The organism is Streptomyces sp. NBC_00094, from assembly GCF_026343125.1.
Lineage (GTDB): Bacteria > Actinomycetota > Actinomycetes > Streptomycetales > Streptomycetaceae > Streptomyces.
This window is the reverse complement of the sequence record NZ_JAPEMB010000001.1, coordinates 752,889-773,135: the sequence shown is the minus strand read 5'-3', so window position 1 is coordinate 773,135 and position 20,247 is coordinate 752,889. Positions and strand designations below refer to the sequence as shown.

Below are 20,247 nucleotides of genomic sequence, written 5' to 3'. Positions count from 1 at the left end.
GGGCATGGCGGTCCGGTCACGACTGTTCATGGACGAGAGGTGCTGTGATGATCGAGGTCGAGAACCTCACCAAACGGTACGGCGCGAAGGTCGCCGTGGACGGTCTGTCGTTCTCCGTGACCCCGGGGAAGGTCACCGGATTCCTCGGCCCCAACGGCGCCGGCAAGTCCACCACCCTGCGCATGATCCTCGGTCTGGACGAGCCCACCGCGGGCCGGGCCACCGTCTTCGGCGTCCCCTACCGGAGCCTGGCGCGCCCGCTGACCCGGGTGGGAGCGCTGCTCGACACCAGGGCCGTGCACCCGGGCCGCAGTGCCCGGAACCACCTGCGGGTGCTGGCCGCCTCCCACGGCCTGCCCGCCACCCGGGCCGACGAGGTCCTGGACCGGGTCGGCCTGCTTGCGGTGGCCCGGCAGAGGGTGCGCGGATTCTCCCTCGGCATGGGGCAGCGGCTCGGCGTCGCGGCGGCGCTGCTCGGCGACCCCGAGGTGTTGCTGTTCGACGAGCCGGTCAACGGGCTCGACCCCGAGGGTGTCCGGTGGATCCGGGACCTGATGCGGGGACTGGCCGGGGAGGGGCGGACGGTGCTGGTCTCCTCCCACCTGATGAACGAGATGGCGGTGACCGCCGACCATCTGGTGGTCGTCGCCCGGGGCCGGCTGCTCGCGGACACCCCCGTGGACGCGTTCATCGCCGCGCACTCGGACAGGACCGTGTTGGCCCGGGTGGCCGATCCGGAGGGGATGCGGCGGGCACTGCGGGAGCAGGGCATCGAGTCCGTGCGGCAGGACGACGCGACGCTGGCGGTGAGCGGGGCGTCCGTGGAGAAGGTCGGGCTTGTCGCGAGCGCGGAGAACATTGCCGTTTTCGAGCTGACCGCTTCCGCCGGTTCGCTGGAGGAGGCGTTTATGAAGCTGACCCAGGAACACGCTGAATACCGGGCTTCGACGGGAGGGTTCTGATGAAGCACGCCGTGTCCGCGGAATGGGTCAAGTTGACGACGCTGCGGTCCCCGAAATGGTCCTCGGCGGTTTATCTCGTCCTGATGATCGGCCTGGCCTTCGTCTACGGGATGGTTCCCGGCGAAAGGCAGCTGACGGCGCCGGGGTTCGACCCGGTCGGGCTCGGCCTGTCGGCCGTACCGCTCGGGATGATCGTTCTGGTGATCATGGGGATTCTCGCGGTGACGGGCGAGTACGCGTCGGGGTCGATCAGGAGCAGTCTGCTGGCCGTCCCCGACCGGGCCCGGTTCTACTACGCCAAGGTGGGACTGGTCAGCCTGGTCAGCGGGGTGCTGGCGGTGGTGGGCGTCGTGCCGGCCTTCCTGATCGTGCAGAGCGGTATCGGGGAGCACCGGGCGCCGACGGGACTCGCCACGGCGGGGCATGTGGCGGGGGCGGTGCTCTACACGATGCTGCTGGTGGCGTTCTCCATGGGAGTGGCGACGCTGCTGCGGTCGGGGGCGGCGGCGCTGTCCATTCTGCTTCCGCTGTTCTTCATGCTCTCCACGATCCTGAGCAACATACCGGGGGTCGGGGAGGTGGCACGGTTCCTGCCGGATGTGGCGGGGGGGATGGTGCTGCGCGGCTCAGGGGGCGACGAGGTGCTGGGAGCGTGGTCCGGTCTTGGCGTGCTCACCGTGTGGACGGTGGGGGCGGTGGCGCTCGGGCAGGGGATGACTGTGCGGCGGGATGTCTGAGGGGTCGACGCACCTCACACCCCGTGAATGGGCCCCCACGCGAATGTGTGGGGGCCCGGCGCGTTTTCCGGCGCATTTCAGCGTGTGCGTACAAAGGCGCCAGGTCTATGCGTTCGACGAATTGAGGGCGGACAGACTGGGAGGCGTCCTCCGAAGGCGGAGGGTACGCGTTCCGTATTTCGCCAGACGAGTTCCGGGCGCGTGTCGGGAGAACTCGAAAAGGAGAAGACCATGGAGAAGATGCAGGCCGACGTCCTCGGCGGGTACGACGAGTTCGAGCTCGTCGAGATGGGCGAGGCGGACGTGTACGGCGGTACGACCTGGAGCTGCGCCATCGTCACCGCCGTGGCGACCCTGGTGTCCGCCTCCGCCTGCCCGACCACCAAGTGCACCAGCCAGTGCTGAAGTCCTTGACGGCTCTGATAAGCGCGGCTCGCTGAACCGGACCGCCGCGTCGGTCACGACGGACGGGGTGGGGGTGGGCCGGACCGAGGTCCGACGGCCCGCGCCGGACTTCCCGGTCTCCCGCCCCGTCCGACGGCCCGTCAATGCAAGCCCCTCTCCTTGCCCGACGTCCAACAACCCGGAGGTGCGGTAGCCATGGGCGCTCGCCCGGAATCACGTCGGACCGCGCGACGCGTGCCGGCCGTCACCCAGGTCGCCCAGACCGAGTGCGGTCTGTGCTGCTGCGTGTCCCTGCTCCGTTACTACGGGCGGGACGAAGGCATCTCCGAGGTCCGCGAGGACATGGACGCGGGACGGGACGGCCTGAGCGCCCGGCAGCTCGCGCGGTTCCTGGAGTCCCGCGGCATGCGGAGCCGGCTGCTGAGCGCCCGGAGCATCGCAGCGCTCACCCGGTTCGACTCGCCCGTGATCCTTTTCTGGGACGATCACCACTTCGTGGTCCTGGAGAGCTTCGACGGCGAGCAGGCCGTCGTCATGGACCCGGCCGTCGGCCGCCGCCGGATGACCTCGGACGAACTCGCCCGGCACTTCAGCGGCGTGGTCCTCACCGCCGAGCCCGGGCCCGCGTTCCGCCGGCTGCGCCGCCGGCCATTCGCCGACTGGCGGACGATGCCCCTGCTGCCCGAGGGCGCGGGGCGCCGGATGGCCGGTGTCGGCGCGCTGTCGCTGGCCGCCTACGCCGCGGTGCTGGGGATCCCGCTGCTCACCGAATGGTCCGTGGACCGGTTCTCCGGCTGGACGGAGCTCGGCGACCATCTGTGGGTCATCGGCATGGTGGTCGGCGCCGCCGTCGGCTACTACCTGCTGCATCTCCTGAGGATCCTGCTGCTGTCCTCGCTGGTGTCGGCGCTCGGGCGGCATCTGATGGACCACGCCTTCACCCGGCTGCTGTTGCTGCCGTACCGGTTCTTCACCACCCGTCAGCCCGGCGAGCTGCTCTTCCGGCTCGGCAGCGTCAACGCCGTCCGCGACATGCTCTCCTCCCGGGTCGCCCAGGGCGTGCTGGACGTCGGCACCATGGTCTGCGTCAGCGGCTACCTGCTGCACGTGGAATGGCGGCTCGGGCTGATGGCGCTCGCCCTGGTGCTGGCCAACGCCGGCTATCTGGCCGCCACCCGACTGCGGGTGCTCGAGGCGGTCGACATGGAGATCACCCACCTGGGCAGGAGCCAGTCGCTGCAGCTGGACGCCATCGTCTCCATCCCGACCATCAAGATGGGGGGCTACGCCGACCAGTACCTGGACACCTGGCGCGAGACCTACGCCGCCTCCCTCGACGCGATGAAAGCGCGGATGCGGCTGCAGCAGGGCCAGGTGACCGGTGTGGCGGCCACCATCCAGATGTTCGGGCCGCTGCTCCTGCTGCTCGCCAGCCTCTACTTCGTCGGCAGGGGAACCATCAGCATCGGCGGGGCGATCGCGGTGCAGACCGTCGCCGCCACCTACTTCGCGATCTCCACCTCGGTGTTCCAGGCGTACGCGGAGTTCACCGAGACCAGCCGCTACATGTCCCGTCTGAGCGACATCACCCGCACCGAGCCCGAGGGCCCCGGCGGCGACCGCAAGGAGCTGGCGTCCGCTTCCGTCCAACTGGACCAGGTGTCCTTCCGCTACACCCGGCACAGCGAACCGGTGGTCCGCGACGTCACCATGGACATCCCGGCCGGCGCCCGGGTCGCCCTGGTGGGCGCCTCCGGGTCGGGCAAGAGCACCCTGGCCCGGATCGTCTGCGGCCTGCACGAACCCACCTCCGGCTCGGTCCGCTTCGGCGGTCTGGACGCCGGCGAGTACGACCGGGACTCCCTGCGCCGAGTGATCGGCTACATCCCGCAGGAGGTCCACCTGCACAACCGGTCGATCCTGGAGAACCTCACCCTGGGCCAGGACATCCCCGAGGAGACCGTCCGGGAGTTCTGCCGCGAGGCCGGCATCCTGGACTTCCTCGACGACCTGCCGATGGGTCTGCAGACCCTGGTCGCCGAGATGGGCTCCAACTTCTCCGGGGGGCAGCGGCAGCGGCTGGCGATCGTGCGCACCCTCCTGCAACGGCCGTCCATCCTCGTCATGGACGAGGCCACCGCCTCCCTGGACACGGTCAACGAACGCCGGGTGACCCGGCTGATCGAGGGAATCGGCGCCACCCAGATCGTCATCGCTCACCGCCTGTCGACGATCGAGTCCGCCGACCTCATCTACGTGTTCGACCAGGGGCGGATCGTCGAGCAAGGAACACATTCGGAACTCATGGACGGAGGCAGCGTGTACCGGGACCTGTACGCGGCGACAGCCGATGGGGCCGGCCGGACGGCCGAACTGCTGGTGGAAGGTGCCGGGGCATGAGCGAGAGCATGGTGGCCATCAAGGCCTTCCTCCCCTTCTACTCCCATGTGGTCCCCCGCTCCGCGGTCGAGAAGGAGCTGCGCGAGCCGTTGCTGCGGGCTGCCGTCCCGGACCGCCGCGACAGCGTGCTGGACCAGGCCCACGAGGCCCTGCTGAAAACGGTGGAGACGCAGTCCTACCGGATACTCATCGGCGAGTTCCACGCCTTCCGCGAGCAGCTGGGCCTGCCGATGGAGTCCGGCGGCGACACCGCCCTGCGCCGCTTCACGGCCCGTCTGGAGGAGCCCGGCACCCCGGACGCCCTGCTGGAGAAGTACCCGGTGCTGCGGTCGCGACTGACCGCGATGCTGTCCCACTCCCTGGACGCCTACCGCGAGTTCCTCACCGCCTTCGCCGACGACCACCCGCTGCTGGCGGATGCCGGACTGCTCGGCGAGCCGGGCGACGACGGCCGGCTGCTGTCCGCGATCTCACCCAGCGGCTCCGACCTGCACAACGACAACCGTCAGGTACACATCCTCCACCTGGCCAACGGAACCCGGCTGGTGTTCAAGCCGCGGCCGCTCACCGCGGACGACTTCGTCCGCGACCTGTACCGGGCGGTCGCCCCGTACCTGGAGCACCCGCTGTCCCGCTGCGTCCCCCGGTCGTTCACCGTGGGCACGCACGGCTGGCAGGAGTTCACCGTGCCGGCCGCCATGGAACAGGCGGACCAGCCCGACCGCTACTTCTACCGGATCGGCGCGCTGGCGGTGCTGTTCGGCTCCATCGGTGCCACCGACCTGCACGACGAGAACCTGCTGGCCTGCGGCGAGCACCCGTGCGTCATCGACACCGAGACCATGCTCCGGCCGGACGCCGGGGTGGGCGACGAGTCGCTCCCCGACGCGCTGATGAACCACACCAAGCTGTCCGTCGCCTCCACGATGCTGGTGCCGATGGTGAACCCGACCTCGCCGGTCGACTTCATCATGGCGGGCGTCGGCGTGGCGGGCGACCAGCCGTCGTCCATGACCAGCGCCGTGATCCGCGACCCGGCAACGGACGCCATCGCCGTGTCACGGGAGCCTTTCAACTACCGGCAGGGCGACAACGTGCCCCGGCTGGGCGAGACGCACCTGATCGCCACCGAGTGGTTCGACGCCATCCTGGCCGGCTGCCGTGCGGCCCTGACGGCTCTGCGGGACGGCGTCGTCACCCGCGTCCTGGAGGCCCACCCCGGGGTGCCGGTGCGGCTGCTGCTGCGCTCCACCATGATCTACGGTCGCTTCATCGACGCCTCCACCCACCCGAAGTACCTGGTGGACCCCAAGGAGGCCGAGCGGCTGTTCGGACTCCTGAAGATGCACCAGGACTACCTGTCCCCGGATGCGCAGCGCTTCGCGGAGGACGCGGAGCGCGCCTCGCTGCACCTCGGCAACGTGCCGTACTTCGTCACCCGGGGCGACTCCGACGCGCTCGGCACGGTCAACGGGTCGACACCCGGGGTGTATTCGGCGACCGCGCTGGACTTCGCCCGGCGCGGCGTCGCCCACAACGCGGCCCGCACCGACGCCTACCACCACTTCCTGCTGGAGGAGTGCTTCGGCGAGCTGTGCGGCGAGGACACGCCCGGCGGGCTCTCGGCCTCCGGGGTCTTCGGGGGGCACCTGCTGGCCGAGGCCCGTCCCGGCACCTGGTGGCGGGCGATCGCCGGCCGGATCGCCGAGGTGCGGGTGCCGGTCACCGCTTCCGGCGGGCAAGAGGAGTGCGGATGGGTCGGCGGCATCGGCCCGGACCGCGACGCCTCCACCATCACCCCGGGCAACTTCGTCTCCTTCCACGACTCGGCCGGCGTGGTCTCCTTCCTCAACCGTGCCGCCGCCCGCGACGAGAGCCTGGCCGGTCCGGCCGGCAGCGCCGACCGGGGGCTCACCGCCCTGCTCGCCGAGTACGGCGAGGCGCTGCTGCAGCGCCCCGAGTCGGTGTTCACGGGGGCCGCCTCGCTTCTGCTGGTCCGCCCCGAGGACCCGGAGACCGCGTCCGCCCGGCTGGCCGGCCTGCTCCAGGCCCTCCAGGACCGCGCGGCGGAAGGCGTGCTGGAGACCGACCTCTCCAACGGCCCGGCCGGGCTGCTGATGGTCCTGCTCGACCGTCTCCGCCGCGACGGCTCCTCCTTCCCCGCCGACGCCACGACGGTCGAGCGGCTCACCGACCTGACCCTGTCCCACCTGGGCAGGGAGCGGGACACCCACTGGTCGGACCTGGCCCACGGCGAACTGGGACTGCGCTGGGCGGCCGCCCGGACCGGATCCGTCCTGGGACTGGAGCGCACCGCCAAGGAGGCGGCGGACTGGCTGATCGGCCGCTGGGAGCGGGACGGCGTCCCGGCGGAGCACGGCTGGTGCAAGGGCGCTGCCGGCCTCCTGCTGGCCGGCTCGGAGATCCTCGCCGCGGCGGGCCGGGAGGACTGGCTGACCGAGTCCCGGCTGGCCGATCTGGTCGGCCGGGCGACCGCCCTGGCGCCCGGCCGCGCGGTGGACCTCTCCGTCTGCCACGGCAGCAGCGGCGTCGTCCAGTGCCTGATCGGCGCGGGCCGCACCCTGGGACGACCGGACCTGTTCGAGCGGGCCGCCGTCCATCAGACCGAGGTCCTCGGCCGGATCCGCGAGGACGGCTACTTCACCGGCGCGGCCGGCCGGACCTCACTGATCGGATACATGCTCGGCTGGGCCGGCGTGGGTGACACCGACCTGATGGTCGATGCCCTGCTCAGCGGCGCGGACCCGGACGGTCTGCGCCTCCCGCTGGAACTGTCGGCGCCTTCCCGGAGCTGACCGCCCGCCTGTCATCCGCTCCACCACTCGTCGAAAGGGCTGCCGGGATGCGGCACTCGATCCTCCTCCCCGTCAACGCCACCCGCCCCGAGCAGGTGATCCCCTTCGCCAATCTCGTCAAATGGGGTGGCGCGGCCCGGCTGTGGCAGGGCCAGGGTCTCGTCCTGGACAGCCATCAGATCGTGAGCTGGTTGGCCGGCTCCGGAATCAGGGTGCCCGCCGGGTTCGGGGTGTCGCTGATGCCCTACCGCTCGCCGTACAACGCGGCGATCGAGGCCCGGTCCGTGGCGCTGGCCACCGGGCACGAGGTGGTGGCCGGCTACGGCCCGGGCTCGCTCGCCGCGCAGACCTGCGCCATGGGACGGCCCTACCCCAGTCAGCTCACCGCCTGCCGGGAGTACGTCACCATCGTCCGGGACCTGCTGGACGGCGGGATCAGCGACCGCGAGGGGGAGATCTTCTCCGCCAAGGCGCAGCTCATGCCGTTCCACAAGCCGGAGGTGTCGCTGGGCCTCGGCGTCCTGCGGGAGCGGATGGCCGAACTCGCGGGAGAACTCGCCGATGTGGCCATCACCTGGATGGCCTCGGCGGCGTACCTCGAGGAGTTCCTGATCCCGGCTCTGCGGAGCGCGAAGGAGCGGCGTCCGGAGCAGCCGGTCAAGGTCACCGCCTATGTTCCGGTGGCACTGGCCGGCCCCGACCGGGACATGGCGAAACTGCTGCGGGCGACCTGCGGAGGGCACATCCAGTTCCCCCACTACCAGGCCGTCCTGCGGCGGGCCGGGATCCAGGTCACCGGCGACGGCGGACCCGACGACGTCCGCGCCCTGGTGGACGGCGGGATCTTCCTCTACGGGACGGCCGAGGAGATCCACCAGCGGCTGGACGCCTACCGGGCGCTCGGCGTGGACGAGGTGGTCCTCAACGTCACCGGGGTCGGCGCGGTGCACGGACCCCGGGCCGCCGCGTCCGACCTCTACGAGATTCTGAAGGCCGCACCGTGACCGGGCCGGTCACGGTGCGCCTGAGTCGTCAGGGCGACTGACCTCATCGGCGGATGGTTGCCCGGCCTCGAGCTTCCGAGCCCGCTCCAGGTCACGGGCCAGATGTGCCCGGCGCCGCCCGTTCCTGCGGCGGCTGCGCCGGTCCTCGGGAGTGTCGTACATCAGCTGGGTATGAAAATAGTTGACGTGCTCCAGGACGGCGAAGAGCGTGAAGAGCAGGCCTGGGATGCTCCCGGTCCCGGGGGCGTCGGCCACCGCGAGAACGGTGAGCGGCACGCCGAGCCCGAGCAGCACCAGGTTGACCACCCGAGCGACGGCGAACACCGCCGCCCCGGGTAGCGGCGCGCCGCTACCGGCGGACAGGGCACGGAGCTTGACCGTCCAGTACGCGGCGCCTTCCAGCAGGAGCAGCGTGACCAGTGCGAACCCGAAGAGGTTGGCGGCCGTCGCCGGCACACCGACCACGCCGAACCAGATGGCCGTCTGCAACGGGACGTTGACCAGTTCCCCTACCGCGAGCGACCGAAGTCGCCGTCTGACCCGAGCCCCCGCCGGCCGGATGCCCGCCGTCACTGGCGCGCCATCTCGGCCACCAGGCGGTGCGCCCGCTCCGTGTCCCAGGTGAGCGCGGCGGCCCGGATGGCCTCGACGCCGGGAGGGACGTCCAGGCCCAGTTCGTCGGCGAAGACGGTCCGACATCGCTCGATCACGCCCAGCGCGCCGGCCACGTCGCCCTGCGCGCAGTAGGTGGCGGCGAGTAACTGCCACAGCCGCTGCCGGTAGGGGGCCTCGGCCAGCACGGTCTCGATGCGGTACGACAGCATCTCGGTCCGATGGGTCAGCAGGCAGGCGGTGAAGAAGTCCTGGCAGGCCTCGAAACGGGTGTTGCTGAGGCCCACGGTATGCGCGTGGAACCACCGGGTGGCCGGAAGCCGTTGGCCGAACGGGCCGCGCCACAGGGCGAGGGCCTCGTCCAGGGGGCCGACCGCGGCCCGGTGGTCGCCCGCGGCGAGCAGTTCCTTGCCCTGCCGGGCGAGCTTCAGGAAGCAGGACAGATCGAGTTCGTCCGCGTCGACGCCGAGGGCGTACCCGGTCTCCGCGCCGCGGCTGGTGGTCAGTCGCTTGCTCAGTCCCGGCTGTGCGGAGTCCAGGCCGCGGCGGAGCCCGGTGAGGTGGCTCCTGATGTTGGCCACCGCCGAGCTCGGCGGGTCGTCCCACAACAGCTCGGTCAGCTCGCCCATGCCGACGAACTGTCCCCGGCGCAGGAGCAGCGCGGTGAGCAGCGCGCGGCGGGCTGCCGACTGCGTCTCGGCACCGCCCGCGATCCTCACAGGCCCCAGCAGTCGGAAAAGCATCTGGCTCTGCCACCTCTCGTGTGAAGTGCTGAGGCAGGTACCGGCCCCGGGCCGCAGGGGCCGCCGGCGGCGGCATCCTGTCCCCCTCGCGTCGCGTGGTCAGCACCGCACCTCCCTCCCGACCGAATATGGCAGCGCCCAAGGCGGGGAGGAACAAGGCCTGTTGGCCAGATACGGCCAAGCCGATGCAGGATCCGGCCTGATCGTTCCCGCACCGGAGATCCTACTGCCGAGTCACCAGGGGCTCCTGGGGAAACCTTTACCCTTCGGGCACCGCCCTTCTACAATTCCCGCAGCACACGCCGGCCGGATCCTTCCCGATGTCCTCTCCCACGGGAGTGCCTCTTGCTCGTGCACCACATGGCGGTCCTTGGTCTCACTGCGGCGGAAGAGGAGCTCTACCGGCACCTGCTGCGCAACCCCGGCGTCGAACTCGACGAAGTGCACGTCCTGTTGAGACAGGAACCCTTCACCTTGGACGCGGCGGTACGTCGGCTGCGCGAACTGCACGTCATCCGCGAGGACGACGGCAAGGCGTGGCCGCACAAGCCGGACCTGGTGGTCAACCGGCTGGCCCAGCAGCGCCTGGAGGAGTTCTACAACACCATCCGCACGCTGTCCGACCTGAAACCCATCGTGGACTCCCTGGCGCGTGACGCGCGCGACCAGGGCCCGAACTCCGAACACGCCCCGGTGGAACGGCTGATGGGGTTATCGGCCATCCGTGAACGTCTGGACGAACTGGCATTCTTCGCCCGTACGGAGGTTCTGGCCTCCGAGCCTTACGACGCGCTCTCCCTGGAGAACATCAAGCACTCCCGCCCGCTCGACCTGCGCTGTCTGCGCCGTGGCGTCGTCCTGCGCAACCTGGTCCGCGCCTCCGCGGTGACGGACGACACCACGCGGGCCTACCTCCAGGAACTGACCGCCGCCGGGGCCCGGATCCGGGTGGTCGAGGACCTGAGCGAGCTGATGATCGTGTACGACCACCACACCACGCTGGTGCCGGTGGACCCGAAGAACACCTCCAAGGGCGCCCTCTGCTCGAGCGAGGAGGGGATCGTCACCACCGTCGTCAACAATTTCGAGCGTCTGTGGGCGGGGGCCGAGGAGTTCACCGACCTGGTCGGGCAGGGGGACGACGCGTCGGGCGATCCCGAACTGACCGATCTGCAAGTACAGGTGCTGCGGGCGATGTGCACGGTCGGCAAGGACGAGACCGGCGCCCGCCAGGTGGGCACCGCACTGCGTACCTACCGCCGCCACATATCGGAGCTGATGCGGCTCCTCGGTGCGGAGAACCGCGCCCATGCGGCGTTGCTGGCCCGAGAACGAGGGTGGGTCTGACAGTCGGTGGGTCTGACGGCCGGGGCGTGACCCGGCCGTCAGCCGTCCCCGAATTCCCGGGCGTCCGCCCAAAGCCGCTCGAAGTGGTTGACGACCGTGCTCACCATGCCGGGTTCAGCCGTGACGAACGCGCCCTTGGCGATGTCCGAGGGCTCGACCGGCACCAGCGCGGTCCCGCCGTCGCACACCGCCATCGGGCTGTCCGAGGAGGACAGCACCCGCACCCGAGCGCCCGCGTCGGCCAGCCGGCCCAGGTGGGCGACGACCACCGGGTCGGCGAGCATGGACTGCCGCACCAGGAGCCGCACGGTGACGCCGCGACCCAGCATCCGCAGGCCCAGCGGCAACGTCAGCCGGAGGACCCGGCGGTCGACCTCCTCGCAGAGCCCACCCGCCAGCACCTCGGAGCGGGTGCTCAGGGCGAGGGCCTCCACCCTCGCCCGCAACGCGGTGGGATCGGTGATCCGCTCCACCAGCCGGCTGTCCGGCGGAGGCGTGTCACCCTCCTCGGGCAGGCCGACGGCGGCCGCCTCGTCCTCCAGGGAGCGCACCACCGTGTAGACCTGGGCAAGGCTGCGGGTGATGGTGTGCAGCTCGGCCAGCAGCCGCTCGGCCAGCAGGCCCACCACCACCTTCGGCTCTTCCGGCCACAGCGCTCCGTCGCTCTCGACGACGGCGCCCAGAGCCTTCAGTCGCCCGACGGCAGCCGCACCGGCCCCGGACGGGTGCCAAGGCGCGGCAACGATCTCGGCGACGCCGCTGCCGGGATGCCTCAACAGGTGGCGGTACGTCTGCTCCTCCGCGGGGGTGATTCCCAGGATCTGCATGCGGTGCATCGGCGGTGCTCCACGGTCGGTCGGTGACGAGGTACTGGAAAGGCGGTGGGCCGCGCGTCATGCTCGGCACCCGGACCGCTGGACCCACCCCCGTGGCGGGCTCGCCGCACAGGATCAGGTGCCCGGCTTCTCCTGCCAGCCGTTGACCCAACACGGGTTCCGGGGATCGAGACAGCCGCTCGCCACTGCGACGGCGTCACCGCTCGCCGGTGCGACGCTCCCCGCGAGGGCGGTGAACGCCCCCGCCGTCGCCAGCGCGGTCAGCATCGCCGCCGCGATCCCTCGGGCAGCCTTGCTGGTGGCGGTACGCATCATGGTTCTTCCCCTCCCGGCGCCCCGGCGCCGTTTCCTCAGAGGTGCCCGGGACGAGATCCCCGACCACATCGGAAGCATCGCAGCGAACCCCCTCCTCCACAGGACCCCCCGTTGGCATGCTCCTGCCTCCGCACCATGCACGATCCTGCCACCGCCGACGGACCGGGCTCGTGGACGAGCGCGCTCGTACAGCGGTGGGGGAGGCCGATGCCAAGGTCGGCCGGCGTGAGCGGGTAGTCCTCACCCCGTGAACCCGCGGTCGTGATCGCCAGGGCAGGCCCCGGTCCGTCACTCGCGCGCGTACACCGAGAAGGGGCGCGCCCCCGAACCCTGCCGCACGGCGACGACCAGGTCCTCGTACACGAGCAGGTCCGCCAGCTCGCCCTGTGCCCGGTCCACGTCGAGACCGGTGTCGATGCTCTCCTTCTCGTCTCCGGTGGCGGCGTCGAGCACCCGCAGGTCGTCGAGGCCGTCGTGCCGGGAGCCGCGGTCGGCGAGGACGGTCACTCGGCCGCCGGTCACGTCGAGGGCGCGCAGACCGCCCGCGACGGCCACGTCCTCCAGCCAGACCTGGCTGCCGCTCGTGAGGTCGAAGGCGACCACGCGGTCCCGGTACGCCTCGCGCTCCCTGCTCTCGGCGCCGAGATAGAGCCGCCCGTCCGCGACGGCCACGAGGGCCGGCGTGTGCGCCTGGACCGTTCCGTATCCGCCGGTGGTCTCGATCCGCCCGGCGGCCTTCCCGCCCTCGCCGAAGGCGAGGAAGGCGCCTGGCCGGCCCTCTGTCGTCCCGCCGGTCCGCACGACCGCCGGCTCGGCGGACAGCAGGGTCACCTGCCCGTCCGGTGCGGGCGTCGTCCGGCCGCCGAGGGGTGCGGTCCACCGCTGTCGGCCGTCGGCCGGGTCGAACGCGGCGAGCCGCAGTTCGGTGTGGGCACAGGCGAGTACGGCGACGACCTGCCGCTCTCCGGCGGCGACCTGCTCGGGCACGCAGCCCTCGGGTACGGCCGCTGTCCAGCGCGGGGCGCCGGTCCGCAGGTCGAAGGCGCGCAGGGCCTTCGTTCCGGAGACGGCGGGCCGGGCGTCGGGGGTCCACAGGTCGTCGTCGAGGGCCCACATGTCGTCGGCGTCCCGCAGGACCGCGATCCCACCCCCGACGGCGACCATGTCGGTGAACGTCTCGGTCAGGTCCCCTCCCGGGGTACGGGGCGTGTGCCATCGTTCGCGGCCGGTCGTGAGGTCCAGCGCGGCGACGGTCGAGCAGCCCGCGTCCGCCATGCTCCCCCGGGCGATCAGGACGACGGAGCCGGCCGTGCGGCGGCTGACGGCGCAGATGTGTTCCTGTCCGGGTGGGGCGTACTCCCAGCGGCCCTTCCCTGTCCCCGCGTCGAAGGCGGTGACCGCGTCATGACGGCTGCGGACGAGCGTGTCGCCGACCAGCCAGGCCCCGTTGCCGTAGTTCATGGCGCTGCTGTCGACCGGGGCCTCCCAGACGACGCGCAGCGAGCCCCCGAGGGCGGAGCAGCCCGCAGCGAGGCCGGCGACGAGGAGCGCGGTGACGGCCGCGAGGAGGGGGCGGAGCCGCCCCGTTCCCTGACGGCCCGACAGCCGCCACACCCGCCCCGCCCCCGTGTCGTCGGTCGTGCGCGTTGCCATGCGGATCCCCACCCCTGGCTCGAACGGTCGAAGCCCCGTCAGGGTAGGGCACAGCTGATCAACACACCCGCGCGAACCGGCCGTCGCCCCCAGCCCGCCAGGTTCCGTCCGGCCGATCTCGGCTGTGGGAGGATGCCGTTCATGACGGATACGCGAAGGGGCCGTGCCTCGTAGAACGCCGGCTTCGCTTCGGCCGCAGGAACGTGGCCGGAGGGGCCCCTGGGTGCGTTATCGCGATGTCCCTGGTCTGTCGGGGGCGGCGAATGCGGCCGTCCGCCTACTCGAGCGAGGTCGACTGGCGCCGGGCATCGTGTCTGTCGCGCTGAGCGTGTGGTCGGTCCGCGTCCACGGCACCGAGCGTCGGTGGAAGAGGTGGGAGGCCGAGTTCACCTGCCCGTGCTGCGGCGGGGGCTGGGCCCGGGACAAGCTGCAACAGGCTCTGTCCATGCTGCCGCCAAAGGCTGCCGCCGAACTGCGTGTGCAGGTCGAGCGCCTGGACGACGTGCTCCTCGGACGAACGCACCATGAGCCTCTGTCGGATCCGGGGTTGGCGTGGTGGCATCGCCGGTGTTGACCGCGCTCATGCCGTCTACTGCCTCGTTGGCTCATGAACGACTGGTCGGGGCGAGCTGACCTAGGCGGAGTGGCGATGTCCGGAGCCGGTCCTGCTGTGCCGCGCCTGCGGCGACCTGCTCGACATCACCGGCACCGTGGCCGCAGGTTCCCGCTTCCGATGGGAGAAAGGCAGAGGGCGGGAGGGCCGGGACGGGCGCGACGGTCCCTCGGCCGCACCGGACTCGTGAGTCGAGCCGCGTGCGGGCCCCGCCCGCTGGGCATATCGATTCTGCGCGGCCATCCCACCCCTTTGCCTTGGAACGAGAGGATCCGCCATGCCGACACCTGGGAATCGCTCCCGGTTGCCCGTTCCGTCCACGGGGCAGGCGAACACTCCGGTCCTGGCGCCCTCGGCCGCCGCACGGGCGATGGGGATGCTCATGGCTGCGACTCCGTGCTCGGCACGGGACGCGAAGCGGATCCTGGAGGCCGCGGCCGACCTCGCCCTCCTCGCCGTCGACGACCTGGCGACCGTGATGATCGCGGGTGCGACCGGCAGACCAGTCCCCGCACGCGTGGAACGCGCCCTGGCGCGCGCCGTCGAGGCCGCCCGTCTCTCACCGGCGTCGGCCGCCGGGCCGACCGCGCTCACACCGAGCCGGGAAAGGACCGAGCGCGTCCTGGCCCGGTTGCGGGCCTGTCGTGCCCGCCTGGAGTCCACCCCCGAGGATCCCGCCGCGGTCCGGGAGATGGACGACGCCGCGTACACCCTGTGCGTGCTGATGGGCCGGGCGACCACCCATGAAGCCGTCCTCGCGGCGGAACGGCGCCTCGCCGCAGCGGCCTGACCGACTTCCTGCCGACCCGTGGCCCGCCGCGCTCCGCCGAGGCCACGGCCTGACGGGGCCAGGCTGCTTGGCGGGTGCCGAGTGGGGTAGTCGCCTGACGAATCAGGTGCCCAGGTCGAGCCGAGAGGACGTGAAGGTTCCATGGCGCAGCTCGAACTGCTGGACGTGGCCGTGGCCTCGGACGCGTGGGACATGCGCACCCTCTCCCTGGACACCCAGGGTGGCGAGCCCGTCGTCCTGCGTGAGGGGGCCGTGATCAGCGTCGTCCTCGCCTTCCGTGTGAAGGGCGCGGTCGACGGGCTGACCCTTGAGGAGACCAGACGGTACGAGGGGAACGTGGTCGGCACGACCCGTACCGCGCTGGGTGGATTCCGGACGGGCGGACCGTACGAACTCCGCCTGCCTCCCGAGCGGATGCCCCAGGGGCGGACGAACTGGGGAACCTACGAGGTGACCGGACGGTTCATCGACCCCGACGGCCGCGAACTCGCCAGGGAGTTCCACCGATTCCGCATCGCCCCTGGGCCACCTTCGACCGCCCCGCGACGGAGCGGAGCGGCCGTGGCGGCCGTGGTCGGGACGAAGGCGGCCCCGGGCCGACGCGTTGTCCCCACCCCGTGATCGATCCGAAGACGTGAAAGGACGCGCCCGGCGGGCTCCCCATGAGGCCATGAGGCCATGAGGAGGCGACAGGGGGCATCGACGCCGGGGCCCGGTGCCTCGCTGTCGCTGCCCTTCCGGGGCGCGTACACGCCCGGAAGCCCGAAGAGCCGCGGGACGTAGGGGTGCGATCGTCCCGTTCTCGCTGTGGGGGCGGAGAGTGCTGTGGGTGAGCCGGGGTGGTCGGAGACGGCTGAGGTCACCGGGGTCAGCTCCTCGCGGTGGCGGCGGCGAGCGCGTCGACCACCGCGCTCAGCCGGCCGTGGTGACGGAAGACGGCACGCCGGCGGGCCGCGCTCCCGCCGACGGTACGGATCCTCTCCCACTGCTCGCGTACCCAGTTCGCGGCCCCTGCTCGCTTCCGATACGGGTACCCGATACGGCCGGGGCCTGCGAGCCCTGGCCGTATCGGGTACCCGTGAGGCGCTGGGGGCCTCTCCGTCCACCGGCGGAGTGTCGGCGCCGCCCCGGCTACCAATAGTGGCGCCGGCCGCCCACGGCGTGGCCGACGGATCCGAGGATCCAGAGGACGGCGCCGACGACGGCAAGGACGATCCCGATGGTCCACAGGACGGAGCTGCCGATGAGGAAGCCGATGACGAGCAGAATGACTCCGACGAGGATCATGACGTGCCTCGATCTCTTGATGGGGGGGCCGGGCCCCTGGTGAGGCCCACGGGCGCGACGCGGGCGATGCCGGCGCGTTGCGTCACTCATGGACAGCGCCTGCCCCGATCCCATGGATCTATGGGTGGTCCGGCGGGCGTGAGCCAGGGGGACCTCACGTGCGTGCGCGTATCGGAGGGCCGGTGGCCGGGTCCCGGCGCTCCGAGGTCCGTTCCGGCAGGTAGTGGGGCCCACCCGTAGGGCTGCGTACGGGCGCAACTCCGGCCGCACGGCCTGGACTTCGCGGCAGAAGATGTCCACGCCCACCGGTCCGATGCGGGGGACCTCCCGCAGGAGCTCGCGCAGCATTCCCTCGTCGCCCCCTGCCTGCTCACGGAGTTTCCTCCGTCGCCGTCGTAGCGGTCGAGGAGCAACTCCGCGCCGTCTCCGAGCGCGGTCGCGGTGCTCTCGTCGTACCGGACGTCATGTGCCCGTCCGAGGGCGTTCACGCGCTCCTGCCAGGTGGAGTCCGCCATCGCCTGTGGCGTCCGCAGGCCGGAGGTGAACAGCTCGCCGGCCTTCCCGCGCCTTCTTGCGGGCCGCCGTGGTGAGCCGGTCCGGAGGGTCGGGGCGGTCCGCCCCGGAGGGCCGGCGGTGTGGGGTGACGCAGCCCTGGTCGGCGAGGAGGACCAGGGGGGCGGTGCCCTCGCACAGGACGTCGCCGACGCGCCACTCGGAGAGGATGCGGCCCTCCCGGATCCCGAGGCCGGCTCCTTCGGGCTCGGTGGCGAGGGCTGCCCGGCCGCGCGGCGGGTAGGAGACGGGACCGACGCCGACGGTGCCGCCGCGCTCCCTGATGTGGGCAACGGCCTCGTCGGCGTCGGCGTCGGCGTCGGCGAAGTACGTGGTCCAGAAGTACGCGGTCCACGCGACCGGGACGGCCGGCTCACTCGCGATGGTGCCGATTCCCGCCACGGGCACGCCGTCCACCTCGGCGACGGAGACCGCCCGCCCGAGACCGCCTCGGCCTCGTCGAACGCCGGGCATCTCGGCCCTGATCACGTACGCGTCGTGTCCTGCACTTCGCGACTTCCCGGTTTCCGTTCCGTCATGCGCAGCGACGGACGCCGGTCATGGCCTTGCGGGAGGCGTGGGCGGGGTGACGAGGCGGCCGCGCCGAACCCCGGGTCACCCGGATCACGCCGCCCTTCCGCGCGATGCGGACCGGACGGCTCACCGGAAGGCGGCCGACGACGCGTGAGCGAGGGACCGGCCGACTGACGTGCCTGACCGCCCTACGTGCCGCGCACGGCTCGGAGCCCCCGCGGTGAGTCGCCCGACCAGGACAGCCAAGGGTGAAAGCGGTCTCACGAGTAGAATGCGGATCGGGTGCGAGCTCGTGCTCCGGACGTCCAGACCGTCACGGAACGGAGGTCGTCGTGACCGGTTCGGCGGGTGGCACGGGGCCGTCGGCCGACGCCCTGGTGGATCCCGCACTCGTCGGCCTGGTCGCCGAGAACCGGTGGCTTCGTACCCGGATCGCGCAGCGTCACCTCCTCGATCTCGCCGCGGGCGTGATCGCCGGCGAGATGCGCCTGTCCACCTCCGACGCGGCCGAGCACCTGACCGTGCTCGCGCAGGCCACGGGTCTGTCGGTCAGTGACCTCGCGGCGGACATCGTGAACTCCGTCGCCGGGGAGGGCGGGGACGGACTGTCCGGCGCCGGTTCGACGCGAGGCGATTCCGACGTCGAGCGACCTGACGAGGGAAGACGAGTCCGCCGAGCCGCAGCCGCGGCCGAGACCGCGGAGACCGTCGGTGAAGCGGCACGAACCCTGCTGGACAGCGGTCTCTCGACCTGGGGAGCGGACAGCCTCCTGCTCTGGAAGCGGACCGATGACGGCTGCCTGAGGCTCGCCGGATACGCGGGAGTGGGGGCCGTCGAAGCCACGGCATGGCAGTGGATCCCCCCAGCGGCGCCGGAGCCCTTCCGTTCGGCCCTCGCGGACGGCAGGCCCGTCTGGCTGGAGGGGGGACCGGTCCGCGGCGAACCGCTGCCGGGGCCGTCCGGGCGTGCGGCCCGCGCCCTGCTGCCGCTGCGGCGACGGGGCAGGACCGTCGGTCTGGCGCTCGTCGGCTGGCCGGGACCGACAGCTCTCGACGGAACGGCGCGGCGGACGCTCGTCGGGCTCCTGGAGGTGGCGGGCACGGTCCTGGACACCGCCGAACCGGTGCGGATCGCCGTCCCCGTACTCGTGGACCTCCTCGACTCCCTGTCGCATCCGGCCATGCTGCTCCTCGTGCCGGGAGGGGCCGGGACTCCGACCGTGGAGCACCTGAACGACGAGGCCGTCACCGCGCTCGAGGCCACGCGTCCTGCCGGGGACGCCTCTCTCGCCCGGATCCTCCCTCTCGTACACACGGGCCTCACCCGTATGGCACGGAGAGCCCTGGGCACCCTTCGTGCCCAGCGGGCCGCACGGCTTCCGGCGTCCCCCCTGCCGGAGGAGGGCGCGCCGCTGCTCGACGTCCGCGTGCTGCCCGTCGGCGAGGAGCGGGCCGTCGTCCTGTGGCACGCCGTCGGCGACCCCGGTCTCGCCGCGGCCCGGGCGGTCGGCCGGTTGCGGAGCGTGGCCCTCTTCCAGGACAGCCTGACCGGCGGGGAAACGGTCTGGTCGGAGCAGACGTACGGCATGTTCGGCATGGACCCCGACGAGCCGCCGGTGCCGCTGCTGGGCCTGCGGACGCGGGTGCACCGGGACGACGGCGACATCCTCACCGACCTGCTCTCGGAGCTGACCGAGGGACAGACCGGCGCGCAGACGGTGCTGCGGATCGTGCTCCCCGACGGGACCGTGCGTCACGTGCGGGTGGCGGCGGAGCCGTTGATCGCCGGAGGGACGGTCACCGGATTCGCCGGCGTGTACCAGGACGTGTCGGCCGTCCGTCGCACGGAGGCCGCCCTGACGGCCACCTTCGACCGTCTCACCGCGCTGCACGACCAGGCGGAGACCCGGCACCAGCTGGCGCTCCAGCTCCAGCGGGCGATCGTGCCCGAGGTGCCCGCCTTCCAGGAGCTGCCGGGCGACCTGGTGGTGGCCGTCCGGTACCGGCCGGCCGCGGAGGAGTACCGGGTCGGCGGTGACTGGTACGACGTCCTGGCCCTGCCGAGCGGCAAGGTCCTGGTGGCGGTCGGGGACATCGCGGGGCACGGGATCGACTCCGTCACCGGCATGGTGGCCCTCCGCAACGCCCAGCGGGCGCTCGCCTTCACCGGCCACTCGCCCCGGCGGCTGATGGGGTGGCTCAACGAGGTGACGCTGCGGACCGGCGGAGGCACCACGGCGACGGCGGTGTGCGCGCTGTACGACCCCGAGGACCGCGGCCTCCTCTGGTCGAGCGCCGGGCACCTGCCCATGCTGCTGATACGGGAGGGCCGGGCGCGGCTGCTCGACCCGCCCCACGACATCCTGCTGGGTGCGGTGTCGGCCTTCTCCTACCGGGAGCAGCGGACCGGGCTGCGCCCGGGGGACACGCTCCTGCTGTACACCGACGGCCTGATCGAGCGCCGCCACGACGGCCTCGACGAAGGCCTCGCCCGGCTCGCCGCCGAGGCCGAGCGGCTGGCGGACCTCGCGCCGGACCTGCTGGTGGACGAACTGCTCAGCACGGCGACCGGCGACACCGACGACGACACCAGCATCGTCGTCGTACGCGTGCTGGAACCGCCGCGGAGCCGGTAGCGGTC

At 71.9% G+C, this 20,247-nt stretch carries 17 protein-coding genes and 1 pseudogene; 10 read left to right on the top strand and 8 right to left on the bottom strand.

The window, feature by feature from the left end; translation table 11 throughout:
• The first annotated feature begins 47 nt into the window (after positions 1-47).
• The 6 genes from OG580_RS03340 (at position 48) to OG580_RS03315 (ending at position 8,324) form a co-directional block, all read left to right on the top strand.
• Entirely contained in the window at positions 48-962 is a 915-nt protein-coding gene (locus tag OG580_RS03340; RefSeq protein WP_267042135.1) for an ABC transporter ATP-binding protein, read from the top strand.
• On the top strand, positions 962-1,699 hold the full coding sequence (locus OG580_RS03335) for a hypothetical protein (protein ID WP_267042134.1): 738 nt from the start codon (positions 962-964) through the stop codon (positions 1,697-1,699). Before OG580_RS03340 ends, OG580_RS03335 begins: the two co-directional genes overlap by 1 nt.
• Positions 1,700-1,930: 231 nt before the next feature.
• Positions 1,931-2,104, top strand: coding sequence for a class II lanthipeptide, LchA2/BrtA2 family (locus tag OG580_RS03330; protein ID WP_167346869.1), 174 nt, complete (start codon positions 1,931-1,933; stop codon positions 2,102-2,104).
• A gap of 234 nt (positions 2,105-2,338) precedes the next feature.
• On the top strand, positions 2,339-4,504 hold the full coding sequence (locus OG580_RS03325; RefSeq protein WP_267042133.1) for a peptidase domain-containing ABC transporter: 2,166 nt from the start codon (positions 2,339-2,341) through the stop codon (positions 4,502-4,504).
• Positions 4,501-7,320, top strand: a complete 2,820-nt coding sequence (gene lanM, locus OG580_RS03320) for a type 2 lanthipeptide synthetase LanM (protein WP_267042132.1) — start codon at positions 4,501-4,503, stop codon at positions 7,318-7,320. Before OG580_RS03325 ends, lanM begins: the two co-directional genes overlap by 4 nt.
• Before the next feature lie 47 nt (positions 7,321-7,367).
• Positions 7,368-8,324 carry an LLM class flavin-dependent oxidoreductase gene (locus OG580_RS03315; protein WP_267042131.1) on the top strand — a complete coding sequence of 319 codons (957 nt, stop codon included), beginning with the start codon at positions 7,368-7,370 and terminating at the stop codon, positions 8,322-8,324.
• A 9-nt stretch (positions 8,325-8,333) separates the two neighbouring features.
• Here OG580_RS03315 and OG580_RS03310 read toward each other — a convergent pair whose 3' ends face one another.
• The gene (locus OG580_RS03310; protein ID WP_267042130.1) at positions 8,334-8,813 is read right to left on the bottom strand and encodes a hypothetical protein; all 480 of its coding nucleotides are present in this window, start codon (positions 8,811-8,813) and stop codon (positions 8,334-8,336) included.
• Positions 8,814-8,893: 80 nt separating this feature from the next.
• Complete coding sequence (locus OG580_RS03305; protein ID WP_267042129.1) at positions 8,894-9,679, bottom strand: BTAD domain-containing putative transcriptional regulator; 786 nt, start codon at positions 9,677-9,679, stop codon at positions 8,894-8,896.
• 351 nt (positions 9,680-10,030) lie between these two features.
• Between OG580_RS03305 and OG580_RS03300 the strand changes: the two genes are divergently transcribed.
• Entirely contained in the window at positions 10,031-11,026 is a 996-nt protein-coding gene (locus OG580_RS03300) for a helix-turn-helix transcriptional regulator (protein ID WP_267047874.1), read from the top strand.
• Positions 11,027-11,064: 38 nt separating this feature from the next.
• On the opposite strand, the gene OG580_RS03295 is transcribed toward OG580_RS03300, so the two are convergent.
• The 3 genes from OG580_RS03295 to OG580_RS03285 form a co-directional block, all read right to left on the bottom strand.
• Entirely contained in the window at positions 11,065-11,853 is a 789-nt protein-coding gene (locus OG580_RS03295) for a helix-turn-helix transcriptional regulator (protein ID WP_267042128.1), read from the bottom strand.
• Between the two features lie 123 nt (positions 11,854-11,976).
• Complete coding sequence (locus OG580_RS03290) at positions 11,977-12,177, bottom strand: hypothetical protein (RefSeq protein WP_267042127.1); 201 nt, start codon at positions 12,175-12,177, stop codon at positions 11,977-11,979.
• Positions 12,178-12,465: 288 nt separating this feature from the next.
• Positions 12,466-13,830, bottom strand: a complete 1,365-nt coding sequence (locus tag OG580_RS03285) for a PQQ-binding-like beta-propeller repeat protein (RefSeq protein WP_267042126.1) — start codon at positions 13,828-13,830, stop codon at positions 12,466-12,468.
• 995 nt (positions 13,831-14,825) lie between these two features.
• On the opposite strand from OG580_RS03285, the gene OG580_RS03280 reads away from it, so the two are divergent.
• Both OG580_RS03280 and OG580_RS03275 read left to right on the top strand, forming a co-directional pair.
• Positions 14,826-15,233 carry a DUF5133 domain-containing protein gene (locus OG580_RS03280; RefSeq protein ID WP_267042125.1) on the top strand — a complete coding sequence of 136 codons (408 nt, stop codon included), beginning with the start codon at positions 14,826-14,828 and terminating at the stop codon, positions 15,231-15,233.
• A gap of 141 nt (positions 15,234-15,374) precedes the next feature.
• Positions 15,375-15,854 carry a hypothetical protein gene (locus OG580_RS03275; protein WP_267042124.1) on the top strand — a complete coding sequence of 160 codons (480 nt, stop codon included), beginning with the start codon at positions 15,375-15,377 and terminating at the stop codon, positions 15,852-15,854.
• A gap of 510 nt (positions 15,855-16,364) precedes the next feature.
• Here the strand turns inward: OG580_RS03275 and OG580_RS03270 are convergent.
• From OG580_RS03270 to OG580_RS03260, 3 genes and pseudogenes are all read right to left on the bottom strand, one after another.
• Positions 16,365-16,520: a DUF6131 family protein gene (locus tag OG580_RS03270; protein WP_267047873.1), complete on the bottom strand. Its 156-nt coding sequence runs from the start codon at positions 16,518-16,520 to the stop codon at positions 16,365-16,367.
• Positions 16,521-16,769: 249 nt separating this feature from the next.
• Positions 16,770-17,077 (bottom strand): annotated as a pseudogene (locus OG580_RS03265) (endonuclease); the annotation flags it as partial.
• Positions 16,983-17,480, bottom strand: a complete 498-nt coding sequence (locus OG580_RS03260) for a hypothetical protein (RefSeq protein ID WP_267048243.1) — start codon at positions 17,478-17,480, stop codon at positions 16,983-16,985. The gene OG580_RS03260 and the pseudogene OG580_RS03265, both read right to left, overlap by 95 nt.
• A gap of 458 nt (positions 17,481-17,938) precedes the next feature.
• Between OG580_RS03260 and OG580_RS03255 the strand changes: the two genes are divergently transcribed.
• Positions 17,939-20,242 carry a SpoIIE family protein phosphatase gene (locus OG580_RS03255; RefSeq protein ID WP_267042123.1) on the top strand — a complete coding sequence of 768 codons (2,304 nt, stop codon included), beginning with the start codon at positions 17,939-17,941 and terminating at the stop codon, positions 20,240-20,242.
• The last annotated feature ends 5 nt before the right edge of the window (positions 20,243-20,247 follow it).

What these genes read in the sequence shown, in the direction of transcription:
- OG580_RS03275 (WP_267042124.1), top strand. Translation starts at nt 15,375, where the DNA reads ATGGCGCAGCTCGAACTGCTGGACGTGGCCGTGGCCTCGGACGCGTGG.
- OG580_RS03280 (WP_267042125.1), top strand. Translation starts at nt 14,826, where the DNA reads ATGGCTGCGACTCCGTGCTCGGCACGGGACGCGAAGCGGATCCTGGAG.
- OG580_RS03315 (WP_267042131.1), top strand. Translation starts at nt 7,368, where the DNA reads ATGCGGCACTCGATCCTCCTCCCCGTCAACGCCACCCGCCCCGAGCAG.
- OG580_RS03285 (WP_267042126.1), bottom strand. Translation starts at nt 13,830, where the DNA reads ATGGCAACGCGCACGACCGACGACACGGGGGCGGGGCGGGTGTGGCGG.
- OG580_RS03295 (WP_267042128.1), bottom strand. Translation starts at nt 11,853, where the DNA reads ATGCAGATCCTGGGAATCACCCCCGCGGAGGAGCAGACGTACCGCCAC.
- OG580_RS03340 (WP_267042135.1), top strand. Translation starts at nt 48, where the DNA reads ATGATCGAGGTCGAGAACCTCACCAAACGGTACGGCGCGAAGGTCGCC.
- OG580_RS03330 (WP_167346869.1), top strand. Translation starts at nt 1,931, where the DNA reads ATGGAGAAGATGCAGGCCGACGTCCTCGGCGGGTACGACGAGTTCGAG.
- OG580_RS03270 (WP_267047873.1), bottom strand. Translation starts at nt 16,520, where the DNA reads ATGATCCTCGTCGGAGTCATTCTGCTCGTCATCGGCTTCCTCATCGGC.
- OG580_RS03335 (WP_267042134.1), top strand. Translation starts at nt 962, where the DNA reads ATGAAGCACGCCGTGTCCGCGGAATGGGTCAAGTTGACGACGCTGCGG.
- OG580_RS03305 (WP_267042129.1), bottom strand. Translation starts at nt 9,679, where the DNA reads ATGCTTTTCCGACTGCTGGGGCCTGTGAGGATCGCGGGCGGTGCCGAG.
- OG580_RS03290 (WP_267042127.1), bottom strand. Translation starts at nt 12,177, where the DNA reads ATGATGCGTACCGCCACCAGCAAGGCTGCCCGAGGGATCGCGGCGGCG.
- lanM (WP_267042132.1), top strand. Translation starts at nt 4,501, where the DNA reads ATGAGCGAGAGCATGGTGGCCATCAAGGCCTTCCTCCCCTTCTACTCC.